This window comes from Streptosporangium sp. NPDC051023 (assembly GCF_040689595.1).
Taxonomy (GTDB): Bacteria; Actinomycetota; Actinomycetes; order Streptosporangiales; family Streptosporangiaceae; genus Streptosporangium.
The window spans coordinates 72322-86352 of sequence record NZ_JBFBCE010000005.1; the positions used below are offsets into that span (position 1 = coordinate 72322).

General features: G+C 70.5%; 11 protein-coding genes. 3 read left to right on the forward strand and 8 right to left on the reverse strand.

Features of this window, described 5'->3' with window-relative positions:
* Positions 1-6: 6 nt before the first annotated feature.
* Positions 7-1443 (reverse strand): amidophosphoribosyltransferase, encoded by a 1437-nt coding sequence (gene purF, locus AB0395_RS04925; RefSeq protein ID WP_366277165.1) that lies wholly within the window; start codon positions 1441-1443, stop codon positions 7-9.
* Between the two features lie 170 nt (positions 1444-1613).
* On the opposite strand from purF, the gene AB0395_RS04930 reads away from it, so the two are divergent.
* On the forward strand, positions 1614-2861 hold the full coding sequence (locus AB0395_RS04930; protein WP_366277167.1) for a hypothetical protein: 1248 nt from the start codon (positions 1614-1616) through the stop codon (positions 2859-2861).
* A gap of 138 nt (positions 2862-2999) precedes the next feature.
* Here the strand turns inward: AB0395_RS04930 and AB0395_RS04935 are convergent, their stop codons facing one another.
* Positions 3000-3443 carry a sterol carrier family protein gene (locus tag AB0395_RS04935; protein WP_366277169.1) on the reverse strand — a complete coding sequence of 148 codons (444 nt, stop codon included), beginning with the start codon at positions 3441-3443 and terminating at the stop codon, positions 3000-3002.
* Between the two features lie 166 nt (positions 3444-3609).
* On the opposite strand from AB0395_RS04935, the gene AB0395_RS04940 reads away from it, so the two are divergent.
* The gene (locus AB0395_RS04940) at positions 3610-5718 is read left to right on the forward strand and encodes a PhoX family phosphatase (protein WP_366277171.1); all 2109 of its coding nucleotides are present in this window, start codon (positions 3610-3612) and stop codon (positions 5716-5718) included.
* Between the two features lie 102 nt (positions 5719-5820).
* Here the strand turns inward: AB0395_RS04940 and AB0395_RS04945 are convergent, their stop codons facing one another.
* Positions 5821-7266 carry an MFS transporter gene (locus AB0395_RS04945; RefSeq protein ID WP_366277172.1) on the reverse strand — a complete coding sequence of 482 codons (1446 nt, stop codon included), beginning with the start codon at positions 7264-7266 and terminating at the stop codon, positions 5821-5823.
* A gap of 82 nt (positions 7267-7348) precedes the next feature.
* Between AB0395_RS04945 and AB0395_RS04950 the strand changes: the two genes are divergently transcribed.
* Complete coding sequence (locus AB0395_RS04950) at positions 7349-8020, forward strand: TetR family transcriptional regulator (RefSeq protein WP_366277335.1); 672 nt, start codon at positions 7349-7351, stop codon at positions 8018-8020.
* On the opposite strand, the gene AB0395_RS04955 is transcribed toward AB0395_RS04950, so the two are convergent.
* The 5 genes from AB0395_RS04955 to AB0395_RS04975 form a co-directional block, all read right to left on the reverse strand.
* Positions 8012-9520, reverse strand: coding sequence for an MFS transporter (locus AB0395_RS04955; RefSeq protein ID WP_366277174.1), 1509 nt, complete (start codon positions 9518-9520; stop codon positions 8012-8014). The two genes, AB0395_RS04950 and AB0395_RS04955, sit on opposite strands and share 9 nt — an antisense overlap.
* Before the next feature lie 89 nt (positions 9521-9609).
* Positions 9610-10266, reverse strand: a complete 657-nt coding sequence (locus AB0395_RS04960) for a response regulator transcription factor (protein ID WP_366277175.1) — start codon at positions 10264-10266, stop codon at positions 9610-9612.
* Positions 10263-11465 (reverse strand): histidine kinase, encoded by a 1203-nt coding sequence (locus tag AB0395_RS04965; protein WP_366277176.1) that lies wholly within the window; start codon positions 11463-11465, stop codon positions 10263-10265. Before AB0395_RS04965 ends, AB0395_RS04960 begins: the two co-directional genes overlap by 4 nt.
* Positions 11462-13111: a carboxylesterase family protein gene (locus tag AB0395_RS04970; RefSeq protein ID WP_366277177.1), complete on the reverse strand. Its 1650-nt coding sequence runs from the start codon at positions 13109-13111 to the stop codon at positions 11462-11464. The genes AB0395_RS04965 and AB0395_RS04970 overlap by 4 nt, the downstream gene beginning before the upstream one ends.
* Positions 13112-13332: 221 nt before the next feature.
* The gene (locus tag AB0395_RS04975; protein WP_366277178.1) at positions 13333-14001 is read right to left on the reverse strand and encodes a Crp/Fnr family transcriptional regulator; all 669 of its coding nucleotides are present in this window, start codon (positions 13999-14001) and stop codon (positions 13333-13335) included.
* Positions 14002-14031: the final 30 nt, after the last annotated feature.

The window sequence follows — 14031 nt, forward strand, 5'->3', positions numbered from 1 at the left end:
GCAGCCTCAAAGCTTGGCCTCCAGGACGTACTTGCCCACGTTGTCCTGGTCGATGGCGATGGGGTACTCGCCGTCGAAGCAGGCACGGCAGAGCCGCTCAGCGGGGATCGTGGTCGCCCCGGTCAGGCCCTCGAGCGAGATGTATCCGAGCGAGTCGGCGCCCAGGGAGGCGCGGATCTCCTCGACGCTGAGCGAACCGGCGATCAGCTCGGCCCGGGTGGCGAAGTCGATGCCGTAGAAGCACGGCCAGGAGACCGGCGGCGAGGAGATCCGGACGTGGACCTCTCTGGCGCCCGCCTCGCGCAGCATCTTGACGATCGCCCGCTGGGTGTTGCCGCGCACGATGGAGTCGTCGACGACGACCAGGCGCTTGCCCGCGACGACCTCCTTCAGCGGGTTGAGCTTCAGGCGGATGCCGAGCTGACGGATCGTCTGGGACGGCTGGATGAAGGTCCGGCCGACGTAGGAGTTCTTGACCAGGCCCTGGCCGTACGGGATGCCGCTCTCCTCGGCGTAGCCGACGGCGGCGGGCGTGCCGGACTCCGGCGTCGGGATGACCAGGTCGGCCTCGACGGGGTGCTCGCGGGCCAGCACCCGGCCGACCTCGACGCGGGTCGTCTGCACGCCGCGCCCGGCGATCGTGGTGTCGGGGCGGGCCAGGTAGACGTACTCGAACAGGCAGCCCTTGGGCTCGGCGACCGCGAACTTGCGGGAGCGCACGCCCCGCTCGTCGATGGTGATCAGCTCGCCCGGCTCGATCTCGCGCACGAAGGTCGCGCCCACGATGTCCAGCGCGGCGGTCTCCGAGGCGACGACCCAGCCGCGCTCGAGGCGGCCGAGCACCAGCGGGCGGATGCCCTGCGGGTCACGGGCCGCGTACAGCGTCCGCTCGTTCATGAAGACGAGCGAGTAGGCGCCCTTGACCTGGGGAAGCAGCTCGGCGGCTGCGTCCTCGATGGGCTGGCTGCGGTCCTGGGCCAGCAGCGACGTCAGCACCTCGGTGTCGGTGGTCGCCCTGGTCGAGCCGGGGGCGAGCCGCCGGGACAGCTCTGGAGTGTTGATCAGGTTTCCGTTGTGGGCGAGCGCGAGGCCGCCGTCCTCGGTCGAGCTCAGCGTCGGCTGGGCGTTCTCCCAGACGCTCGACCCGGTGGTCGAGTAACGGCAGTGCCCGATCGCCAGGTGACCGCGGAGGGTCCCGAGGATCGACTCGTCGAAGACCTGGGCCACCAGACCCATGTCCTTGTAGACGAGGATGCGGCTGCCCTCGCTGACCGCGATGCCCGCGGACTCCTGACCGCGGTGCTGCAACGCATACAGCCCGTAGTAGGTGAGTTTGGAGACTTCCTCCCCGGGTGCCCAAACACCGAAGACGCCACACGCGTCCTTCGGGGCTCGGTCACGGGGGTCAAGGTCATGGCTCAGATGGCCGTCGCCCTTCAGCACATGCTTCAGTCTAGGTCGGCCTCTTCGCTGCTCGAACCCGGGGGCCATGTCCGGAGTCTGTAGCACTGTTACCGAACAATCGTCAGTGTTTTGCCGTGTCGGCCTGTTTCAGGGGAAAGAGCCGGGGGAGTGTGAGGTATCCGGCATGCCTACACGTCGGGAGAGTGGACGTGACAACACCCGAGGACCCGAACCAGCCTGATCCGCGGCGGGACCGGCGGCCCGAAGGGGAGGAAGCAGGCCGGGAGCGACCTCCCGCCTCCGAGGAGACGATGGGCCCCGGCGAGCCGGACGAGCCCGCTCCGTGGTCCCCGGAACCCAGGGAGCCGATACCGGAGGAACCCGCTCCCTGGTCCCCGCGGCCGAAGGAACCGGTACCGGAAGAGCCGGTTCCGGGAAGGCCGCTGCCCGGAGAGCCGCCGGGGGAGAGGCCCCCGGGGGAGCCGATCTCCACGCCCGGCGAGCCGTCGCTGCCGGGCCATCCCGACGTGCCGACCGCTCCCGAGATTCCCCAGCCCGTTCAGGCGGATCCCGACGCCACCGCGGTGTTCGGGGCGCCCGTCACCCCCGCCGAGGGGGCTCCGCCTTCGTCGCAGCCCTCCTACCCGGTGCCGGACGCGTACGGCCAGCCGAGCCAGTACGGCCGGTCAGGTCAGTACGGCAGGCCCGATGAGGGCATTTCCGGTGCCAGTCCGTATGGGGGCCAGGGGTACACCGGCGCCCACGCGAGCCCATCCGACCAGCCGGGCCAGCCGGGGCAATCCGACCAGCCAGGTCAGTCCGACCGGCCAGGTCAGCCGGGTCAGCCAGGTCAATCGGACCAGCCAGGTCAACCGGGCTGGTCCGACCGTCCCGGCGACCGGCCAGAGGAGCCGTACACCCCGCCGTCCGCCCCCTCCCCGCCCCAGCAACCCGCCGAGGGCCAGGGCACTCCGTACGGGCAGGGCACTCCGTACGGGCAGGGGTACCCGGGCGCCCAGCCGTACCCGCCCCAGCAGAGCCCGCCGTACCAGGCTCCGCTCTCGCCGGGAGGTCCCGGGTATCCGGGCGGCCCCGGCTACCCGGCGCCGTACCCGGCGCCTCCGGGCGGGCCGTGGGGCGCGCGTCCGCAGGGCGGCGGGCTGGGCACCGCGTCGCTCGTGCTGGGCATCGTGAGCATCTTCCTGCTCGTGGTGTGCGGCATCGGCGTGCTGACGGCCATCGTCGGTCTGATCGTCGGAATCGCCGCGCTCGTCAAGAAGTCCAACCGTGGCCGCGCGTGGACGGGCATCATCCTGAGCGCGCTGACCCTGATCATCGCCGTTGCGCTGCTGAGCTGGGTCAGCAGCAAGGTGGGCGACTGCATGAACTTGCCGCCCGAGCTTCAGCAGCGCTGCATCCAGGACCGCTTCGGCCTGCAGGTCCAGAGCACGCCGTAACAGGAGGCCGCCGGGGGGACGGGGCGCCGTTTCCGCCCATCGCACCGCGCGATGGGCGGGCGGGGTGTCATCCGACGGAGGCAGCGGAGGCATCCGACGGGGCTGTCACCTGAGGGAGGCGCCCGACGGGCGGGGGCATCAGAGGGGGAGGTAGTCGGACAGGTCGGCCCTGCTCCCGCTCGCCGCGATCTTCCCATCAGCCGTCGCCTGCGCCCACGTCAGACGCCCCGTGGCCAGTTCGAGCCAGGTGAGCGCGTCGGTCTCCACCACGTTCGGCGGGGTGCCCCGGGTGTGGCGGGGGCCCTCGACGCACTGCACCGCGGCGTACGGCGGGACCCGCACCTCGACGGTCCGTCCGGGAGCCGAGGTGGCCAGCCGGTCGAGCAGGTGCCGTACGGCGAACCGGGTGACCTCCCGCTCGGGGTGGATCTGGCGGTCATAGGCCCGCAGCACCGCGGCGACGCACGCCCCGAGGAGCTCGGCGAGCCCTCCGTGACCGTCGTACGCCGGTTCGTCGAGCGCGATGAGCTGGGCGTCCAGCGCCGCGCCGACCTTGGCGGGGTCTGGTTTGTGAGGTGGCACGTCCCCATAATGCCCGCCCCGCGTCCCCGGGATTTCACCACTCCGTCCACCGAGTCAGGACGATCGCGACAAACGCTTCACCAAACCGGCAAACGTCGTTCACCTCAGGTTCCGCTGGCGCCCGTAGCGTCCGGCCGAAACGACCGTACGCCCTTTGGAGGATCCTGTGGCGAACCTGTCACCGCGCAGACTGCTCCCGCTGCTCACGACCCCTCACAAGGGCGGTCGGAGCGCACTGACCTGTCAGTTCCGCTGCGGTAACCAGTGTGCGCACGACGTGTCGAACACCAGCGACAACGCCTACTTCGGCGACGTGGTCGCCGAGGCGGTGTCGCGCCGCGGCATGCTGCGCGCGGGCGCCCTCGGCGCGCTCGCGATCGGCGTCGGGGCCGTCACGGCGGCCCCGGCCCTGGCAGACCCGGGCGCCGGTTCGGGCGCGGAGGGGCAGGAGGCCGCGGAGACCCTCGGGTTCGGCAACGGAGGCAACGGAGGCCGGGGCGGGCTCGGCTTCACCGCCGTTCCGCCGAACACCGACGACAAGGTGACGGTCCCCGAGGGCTACGAGACGGCGCCCATCGTGCGCTGGGGCGACCCGGTGCTGCCCGACGCCCCCGCGTTCGACTTCGAGAACCAGACCGCGGCCGCGCAGGCCAAGCAGTTCGGCTACAACAACGACTTCGTCACCTTCTTCCCGCTGGGCGTCCAGCGCGGCCTGCTCTGGGTCAACCACGAGTACACCGACGAGAACCTGATGTTCCGCGGCTACACCAACGGCAACGCCGCGACCGAGGAGCAGATCAAGATCGCGCTGGCGGCGCACGGCGGCTCGGTGGTCGAGATCGAGCGGGTCGGCAGGACCGGCCAGTGGAAGCTGGTCACGCAGGGCCGCCGCCGCTACAACCGCCGCATCACCGCGCAGACCCCGATGAGGTTCACCGGGCCCGCCGCGGGCAGCGACCTGCTGAAGACTCCCGCCGACCCGGCGGGCACCACCCCCGTCGGCACGCTCAACAACTGCGCGGGCGGTACGACCCCGTGGGGGACGGTGCTGAGCGGGGAGGAGAACTTCAACCAGTACTTCGTCAACGGCAACGGCGTGCCCGAGGCGCAGAAGCCCTTCCTCACCCGGTACGGCGTGAGCCCCACGACCGGCATCCCGAGCGGCAACCGCAGGTTCGACCGGGTCGAGGAGCGCTTCGACCTGGCCAAGCAGCCCAATGAGATCAACAGGTTCGGGTGGATCGTGGAGATCGACCCGTTCGACCCCGACTCGACCCCGGTCAAGCGCACCGCCCTCGGCAGGCTGGCCCACGAGGGCGCGACCACCACCCTGGCCAGGGACGGCAGGGTCGTGGCCTACATGGGAGACGACTCCCGCTTCGAGTACATCTACAAGTTCGTCTCGAAGAAGCGCTACATCCCCGGCTTCGACCGCCACAACCGGACGCTGCTGGACGAGGGCACCCTGTACGTCGCGAAGTTCACCGGTGACAGCCCGGCGGCGGAGATCGACGGCAGCGGCAAGCTCCCCGCCGACGGCCAGTTCGACGGCTCCGGGCAGTGGATCCCGCTGGTCACCGGCAACGTCTCGCACGTGCCCGGCATGACCGCGCAGGAGGTCCTCGTCTACACCCGGGTCGCGGCGGACAAGGTCGGCGCGACCAAGATGGACCGCCCCGAGGACGTGGAGCGCAACCCGGTCACCGGTGGCGTCTACGTGGCGCTGACCAACAACACCAACCGGACCCCGGCCCAGGTCGACGAGGCCAACCCGCGCCCCGCGAACAAGCACGGTCACATCCTGGAGATCGCGGAGCTCCGCAACGACGCCGGTGCCACGACCTTCGCCTGGTCCCTGCCGCTGGTCTGCGGTGACCCGAACGACCCCGCGACCTACTTCGGCGGGTTCGACAAGACCAAGGTCTCCCCGATCTCCTGCCCGGACAACGTCGCCTTCGACGCGGACGGCAACCTCTGGATCGCCACCGACGGCAACCAGCTCGGCGCCAACGACGGCCTGTTCGCCATGCCGGTGCGCGGTCCCGAGCGCGGCCACCTGAGGCAGTTCCTGAGCGTCCCGGTCGGCGCGGAGACCTGCGGCCCCCTGGTCAGCCCCGACCAGCGCAGCGTCTTCACGGCCATCCAGCACCCGGGCGAGACCAACGGGGCGACCCCCGAGGCGCCGACCAGCCACTGGCCCGACGGCGGCACCAGCCAGCCCCGTCCCGCCGTCGTGGTGACCTGGCACAAGCAGGGCAGGAAGGTCGGCTCCTGATCCCGTGATCTCGGTACCGCCCGCGCCCCTCCCCTGAAGTAGGCGCGAGCCAATCCTCTGGGCGGGGTCCAGGGGACGGGCGCGGGCGGTACCGCCCTTTCCTCACTCGGCCGCCACCGGTACGGCGGTCCGCTCCGCCGGGGCGGTTTCCGTCTCGTGCGCGGCCCGGGACGGGCGCAGGGAGAACAGGCTGACCGGCACTCCGACCAGCACGATGAGCGCCGCGACCACGAGGGTCGACTGGTAGGCCTCAAGGAAGGCCGTCAGCGGTCTGGCGCCGCCCGCCAGGATCGTCGTCTGCCTGCCGTTGAGGATCGCCCCGAGGACCGTGATCCCGAGCAGGCCGAAGATCTCCCGCGAGACGTTCAGCACGCCCGCGGCGATTCCGGCGCGCTCGGCGGGAAGCATGCCCAGGACGGTCGTGGTGATCGGCACGAGCAGCCCGCCGCCCAGCCCGTAGACCAGGAACCACGGCAGCAGGTCCCCGAACGTGCCTCCCTGTCCGACGAAGGAGATCCCGAAGATCGCCCCGGCCATCAGCAGGAGTCCGGCCGCCACGGTCCGCGCGGTTCCGAGGAGGCGGCTGATCCGGGGGGCGAGGGCGGCGGTCACGGCCATCAGCAGCGCCATCGGCACGAACGACTCCCCGGCCTCAAGAGGTGAGAAGCCCAGCACGTTCTGCAGGTAGAGCGCGGTGAAGAAGTAGATCCCGAACACGCCGAACGCCCACAATCCCATGGAGAGCATGCCCCCGCTGACCACCCGCGACCTGAACAGCGACAGGTCGATCATGGGCTCCCGGCTCCTGCCCTCGATTACCGTGAACGCCAGCGCCGCGGCGACGGCCAGTCCCAGCGCGCCCAGGATCTCCGGTGAGGTCCATCCGGCCCGCTCGCCCTCGATGAGCGCGTAGGTCAGCGCGAACAGCGTCAGGCTCGACGTGACCAGGCCGGGGACGTCGAGGCTGCGCCGTACCCGGTCCTGCGGAGCCACCCTGATCGCCCAGAGGCCGAGCCCGAGCGTCACGAGCCCGATGGGCACGTTGATCAGGTAGATCCAGCCCCACCGCCAGTTCTCGCTGATGAACCCGCCGGTCAGCGGCCCGAGGGCCAGCGCGAGCGCGCCGACCGCGCTCCACAGGCCGATCGCCGTCCCACGCTCCCTCTCGTCGGGGAAGACCGATCTGATGAGGGCGAGCGCGGTCGGCGTCAGGAGCGCGGCGCCGACGCCCTGCACCGCCCTGGCGGCGATCAGGGCCGTGCCGTTGTCGGCAAGTCCGGCGGCGAGCGAGGCCGCCGTGAACACGCCGAGCCCGATCATGAAGATCCGCCGTCGCCCGAACAGGTCCGCCAGGCGCCCGCCGACCAGCATCAGCCCGGCGAAGACCAGGATGTAGCCGCTGACGATCCATTCCAGCCCCGAGATGCTCAGCCCGAGGTCCCGCTGGATCGTCGGCAGCGCGACGTTCACCACGTTGTTGTCGAGGTAGGTCATGAACGTCCCGAGCGAGATCGCTCCCAGCGCCCACCACCTGCGGTCAGCCGTCATCTCCACTCCTATACGTCGTACCTGTACGGCGTACATGTACACGGCATAGTTGAACGTGTACGGCGTATAGTTGTCAACCGTGATGGGAAAACTGACTCGTGAGGCGGTCGTCGAACAGGCGCTGCGGATCGGTGACGCCGAGGGACTCCAGGCGGTGACCATCAGGCGGCTCGCCCAGGACCTGGGCGTCACGCCGATGGCGCTCTACTGGCACTTCAAGAACAAGGAGCAGCTGACCGTCGGCATGGCCGACCACCTGGTCTGCGGCTTCGTGGTCGCGGAGGACCACACCAGGCCGTGGGACGAGCAGCTCCGCGGGCTCGTCACGGGCCTGATCCGTGTGCTGCGGCGGCACCCGTGCGCCGCGTCCGTGCTGGAGGAGGTGGACCAGATGGAGGTGCCGAACTTCCTGCGGGTGTGGGACACCGCCCTCGGCCTGATCCGGCGGGCCGGGTTCACCCCCGAGGAGAGCTGCCTGATCTCCAAATATCTTCTCCGGGGAACGGCCACCCTCGCCGCCGGGCCGGTGAACCGCAGACAGGGCAGGACGGAGCAGGAGGTGGCCGAGTCCGCCCGCGTCAAGCGGATCACCTTCCAGTCGCTGCCCCAGGACGCCTACCCGCACATCGTGGAGATGGCCGCCCCGCTCGCCGAGGGCTCCGCCGCCGAGGTCTACGACACCTTCGGGGTCGACCTCCTGATGAGCGGCATCAAGGCGCTGGCGGCGTGCCGTACCGAGGGCTCGCTACCGTGAGGCGGCTCGCTCGCCGTCGTGGAGTTCGGTCTCGGCGGGGCGTGACCTCGTGGGGCGGGCCAGGACGGCGGCCAGGGCGCCCGCGAGCGCGACGGCGAACAGCACGGCGTACGTCCGCTGGAAGCCGTCCATGAGCTGCCCGACGGCCACCGGTGAGACGCTGGACAGCGTCCCGGCGTAGACCTGGCCGCGGAGTTCGGCGGAGACCGCGCTGGTCAGGACGCTCAGCGTGACGGCGACGCTGAGCACGACCCCGACGTTTATCACCATCAGCCGGAAGCCGTTCACCACACCGAGACTCCCGCTGGGGAGCGCGGCCATGACCTGGGTGGTGTTCCCGGTCAGGAAGACGCCGCTGCCGCCGCCGCACAGCAGGAGCCCGATCCCCACGATCCAGTACGGCGTCGCCGGATCGGTGGTCAGCATCAGCACCCCCATCCCCGTCGTGCTCATCAACGACCCCCCGATGGACAGGGCGTACGGCGAGACCCGGCGGCCGAGCGCGCCCGCGATCGGCGAGGCGATCCCCAGGCCGATCGGGAGCGGCAGCACGCTCAGGGCCGCGGTGACGGCGTCGACGCCCCTGGCCGCCTGGAAGTAGAGGGCGACGAGCAGGATCAGCGCGGAGCGGGCCAGCGCGTTGCAGAAGGACGCGGTGTTGGCGAAGGCCAGCATGCGCTGGCCGAACAGCCGCAGGTCGAGCACCGGATGCGAGACCCTGCGCTCGACGAGGAACAGGATCGGGGTCAGGACCGCGACGATCGCGGCCCCCGCGATCACGACGGGACTGGACAGGCCCCGGGACCCTGCTTCGGACAGCGCGACGAGCGCGGCCGACATCACGGCGAAAACGAGCAGGTTGCCGAGCACGTCCACCGGCTCACGGGGTCCGCGCGGCATCCCACGCAGGATGAACGCCCCCCAGACGGCGGCGACCAGCGCGGGAGGCACGTTCACCCAGAAGATCCACTGCCAGCCCGCCGCCTGCGCGACGAGGCCGCCCAGCGTGGGGCCGGTGAGCTGGGCGACGGAGAGGGTGCCGATGTAGACGCCCATGCCCTGGCTGAGCCGGTCGGGCGGGAAGGCGTCCGTGATGATCACGGTCCCGTTGGCCAGGATCATCGCCGATCCGATGGCCTGGAGCACCCGCATCGCGATGAGGAACCAGACGTTCGGCGACAGGCCCGCCAACAGCGACGCGACCGCGAAGAGGGCGAATCCCGTCAGGTAGACCTCCCTGCGCCCGAGCAGGTCGGCCACCCGGCCGAAGAACACCAGGGTCGCGGTGTTGACGAGCAGGAACGCCAGCAGGATCCATCCCGAGGCGAACGCGTCCGCGTGGAAGTGCCTGACCACCTCGGGCAGCGCCACGTTGAGCGTGCTTCCCGAGATGCCGATGAGCAGCATCCCGAGGCTGGTCACCGAGCAGACGCGCCAGGCGTAACGGAGTTTTGAGGTGTATTCGAGGGAACCTGGCACGTCCTGGGGAATGGCGACCATATATCCCAGTTTGACCTACTCCCGTTTTCGGCGGGGAAGCAGGTTCACCAGGTGGGACCCTGGGGCTGACGACCACGGCCGCTCCGGCGTCAGCAGACGTCGTCCCCCAGCCCCGCCTCGTGGGCGAGCAAGCTCGCCTGCGTGCGGTTGGGCAGGTCGAGTTTGTCCAGCAGGCGGGAGATGTAGCTCTTGACGGTCGTCTCGGACAGGAACAGCCTTCCGGCGATCTCGCTGTTGGTCAGTCCTTGGCCCAGGCAGGCCAGCACCTGCCGCTCCCGTTCGCTGAGTGCGGCGACCTTCCGTTGTGCCGCCCGCTGATGGCCGCTTGCCCGGTCCGAGGAGGCGATCAGCCGTCTGGCCGCCGTCGCGGACAGCACGGTGTGTCCGTCGGCTGCCACCTTGATCAGGCTGAGCAGGTCCTCGGGCGGTGTGGACTTCACCAGGAATCCGCTGGCGCCGGCCTTCAGGGCGTTGAGCACGTGGGTGTCGGAGTCGAACGTGGTGAGCGCCACGACCGTCGGCGGTGACCGCATGGCGCAGATCTCGGCGGTTGCGGTGATCCCGTCGACCCCGGGCATCCTGATGTCCATGAGCACGACGTCGGGCTGTCCGCGCAGCACCGCCTCCACGGCCTCGGCACCGTCCTCGGCCTCGCCGACCACGTTCACGTCAGGGCTCGTCGCGAGGATCGTCCGCAGGTGGCTGCGGACCATGGGATCGTCGTCGACCAGTAGCACCTTGATCATTCGGTGTCCCGCTCCCCACGTGTGGGCACGGCCTCGGGGAGCTCCGCCGAGACCCGGAATCCACCACGGGCAGTCGCTCCCGCGGTGAAGGTGCCGCCGAGCAGCCCCACCCGCCGCCTGAGCCCCTCCAGGCCGACGGCCGACCCGCTGGCGGTCAGAGAGGGGTCGGGCGGGCCGTCGGGCCGGGTGTTTTCCACGGTGACGCGCACCGAGCCGTGCCGGTGACTCATCTCGACGGCGATTTCCGCTCCAGGCGCGTGCTTGCGCGCGTTCGTCAGCGACTCCTGAACGACACGGTATACGGCGCGGGCGATGGCGGGAGACGCCGTCCCGGATTCCCCGGTGACGCGCAGCGTGGCACCCGCGCTCGAGACCAGCTCGCCGACGCCGTCGGAGAGCGGAACATCACGGCCGGGTGGCGCCTCGACGGGGCGGTCGTCGCCCCGTCGCAGGATGCCGATCAGGTCGCGTAGCTCGGTCAGCGTACGCTCCCCGGCCTGTCGGATCTGCTCGGCGGCGGCACGTACGCCGTCGTCGGCGGTGGAGACGCGCAGGGCGCCGGCGTGCAGGACGATCTCGGTGACGTGGTGGGTGACGATGTCGTGCATCTCGGCCGCCAACCGCTGCCGCTCGCCGAGCTTGGCCTGTTCGGCCGACAGGTGCCGTTCCCGCTCGGCGATCTCGGCCCGCTCCCGCAGGGAGCGCAGCAGCTCGCGCCGCGTTTTGACGTACAGGCTCAGCAGCAGCGGAACGGTGGCGGAAAGGCCCGCGTACAGCCACACCCAGTTGAGCGTCCACGGGCGAACGGCCATGAGGGCGAACAACGCGGCGAAGGCCAGCGCCTCGCGGCGAGACAGCGCCGTGGCCAGGTTCCACAGCAACGCCGGGATACCGGCGGCCAGCGTGATCGGTGTGAGTGGGCGCATCGGCGCGAGGAGCCCCGGCGCGACGGACTCTCCCAGCGACACAAGCGCCGCGGTGGCGAGCACCGAAACGGCCACCGTTCGAGGGATCGCCGAGACGACGATCAGGCAGGTGTCGACGATCAAGCTGATGGCCAGTCCGGCTGACGGGCCCAGCGCGCCCGTCGTGCGCTGACCGATCATGAACAGGGCGACGTCGCACGCGGCGAAGGCCGTCGCCGCGGCGGCCTTGAAGCCGTACGACATCGTTGCCCGACCGTGAACGACCGATCTCACAGCGTTATTTTCCCGTCGAGGTCGATCTTGTCCCAGAACCCGCAGGCATGGTCGATCGCCGGTGTGCTGACGGCCGTGCCGCCCGCCTTCTCAGTGAACAGATGGGCCTTCCCTTCCCCCCGCCGCCATCGAGGCCACGACTTCTCCCAGGCCGATGGGCGGCCGCTGTGGGCGAACGCGGCCCAGGCGGCGACCATGTCCCCGGCCACTGCTCTCTGCGCCTCGGTCAGCGGTATGGGCTTGCCGTCGTAGCTGATCGGTTTGTCTTTGACCTCGAAGAGATACGGCAGCTCCGCACCATGCGAGGCCCCGGCGGGAAAGCCGGGCAGGGATGGAAAGAGCGGCGGCGCGCTGGCGTCGGCGAACTCGTAGGCGTAGACCTCCGTGCGGCGGGCGAGGGCGTGATCGGCCCGCACGTGAGGACAGGCGAAAATGGCGTCGGTGTAGGAAGCGGCCCACGCCTGCGCCGCGCTCGGGTAGTCCGCCCGGCGATACCTGCGCGCCACCTCGTCGGCCTTGTCGCCGAACCCTTGGACGAAGAAGGCACGCAGGTTCTGATCCGTGATCGGCTGGCCCAGGAAGGTGAACAGGCTGGCGAAAGCCAGCGCCTCGTCCCGGGTGTGCCCCGACATCACCGGAACCCGATGGAAGGCACCGCTTTGCAGCGCCTTGGGCGGGGCGACAGGCAGAGTGCGCCCTCCGTACGTCGCCGCGGCGGTGTACCCGGTCAGGCCCAGCAGCTCGGCGGCGGAGCGGGCGCGCAGGCAGGCCAAGGCCTTCGCCTCATCCGGGCAGCCCACCTGGGCGGCTCCCGTGCGGGAGGCGGCGTGGCCCTCCTTCAGGGAACGCCAGAAAGGCACCGCGGGTGAGCCCGGCCCGGCCGCGTTCGGCAACAACGCGGTTCCGCACGAACCGCTCTGCATGATCACCTTGGCGAACAGCCCCTTGCCGCCGGGCGAGGTCAGTTGCCCGCACACCGCGATGCCACCGCCGGATTCGCCGAACAACGTCACATTGTCTGGATCTCCACCGAACGCTTGCGCGTTGCGCCGCACCCAGCGCAGCGCCGCCTGCTGGTCCTGCAGGCCGAAGGTACCGCCATTGGTCATTCCCGGCAGGGACAGGTAGCCGAAGGCGCCGAGCCGGAACTCGACCGTGACCACGATCACGTCGCCCTCGGCGGCCAGCCGCCGTGGATCGTAATCATGCCCGGCGCCTGCGGTGAACCCACCTCCGTGAAGCCACACCATCACCGGTTTCCTGGGCGCGGTGACCTTCTTGGGCACGGTGACGTCGACGGTCAGGCAATCCTCTGCTCCGACGAGCTTGGTCGGATCCACGATGTCAGGCTGCGCGCACAAGGGGCCTGATTTCGTAGCGTCTTTGACCTCTGTCCACTTCCGTACGGGCTGCGGTGGCTGCCAGCGCAACTCGCCGACGGGCGGCAGGCCGTACGGGATGCCGCGGAAGCGCAGGACCTCGCCGTCGTCGACGCCCCTGACGCCGCCGCCGTCAAGCGTGACGCGAGGGCCGTTGTCGGCGGCCTGCCGGACGCTCGCGGCCCCGCCTTCCCCGCATGCGGCCACCGCGAACAACACCCCCGACGCGATGCCCCCGAACAGCAGGCGCCTCGCATGTTCCGTCATGGCGGTCGGTCGTTTCTTCCCTGATGTCGATCGCATGGTCGACACGCTAGGAAGGCGCCGCCGACACCGGTACGCCCATGGGTTGCACTCCTCTGACCAAAAGTTGTGACATCCGCGGGCCCTCGCCGGGAGCCCCTCGGTCGACGGCCGGAAGCGATCCGGGCACTCGGGGGACAAGGCTCTGGAGAACGTGCTCCCGGTCGCGACGATCGAGACGGAGGTCAGCGGGCGCGTTTGCGCAGGCCCTCCATGTCGTGGATGGTCACGCGGCGGCGGCCCGTCTCGATCAGGCCCCGGTCCCGCAGCGAGCGCAGCGACTTGCTGACCGCCTCGCGGGAGGCGCCGGTCCACCCGGCCAGCTCGTCCTGGGAGAGCGGCAGGCTCACCCTGACCCCGCCGTTGACCGGCTCGCCGTATCGCTCCGCCAGCTCGATCAGCCGGGTCGCGACCCGGCCCGTGGTGTCGAACGCGCCGTACTCGATCCGCTTGCGGTCGGCGTCGCGCATCTTGCCGATCAGCGTCTGCATCAGCAGGACCGCCACCCGGCCGTGCTCCCGGAGGTAGCCGGGGAAGTCGTTGACCGTGACGCCCTCGACCGGCTCCAGCGCGGTGACCGTGGCCGAGCGCGGCAGGCCGTCGATGGCGGCGAACTCACCGAGCAGCGCCCCCGGGCCACGCACCGCGAGGATCACCTCGGTGCCGTTCGCGGCGTGCGAGGAGACCTTGACGCGTCCCGAGGTCAGCAGCAGCACCCAGTCGGAGACCTCGCCCTCGGTGCACAGCGTCGCGCCCCTGTCCCACCTCCTGGGCCTGCCGGCCGCGTGCAGGGCGGCGACCTCCTCTGCCGTGAGCAGGGTGACGAACTCGCCCGGCTCGGGAGCGGAACTCATGGCACCTCCTGGCGGTGTGGCGTTGTCGAT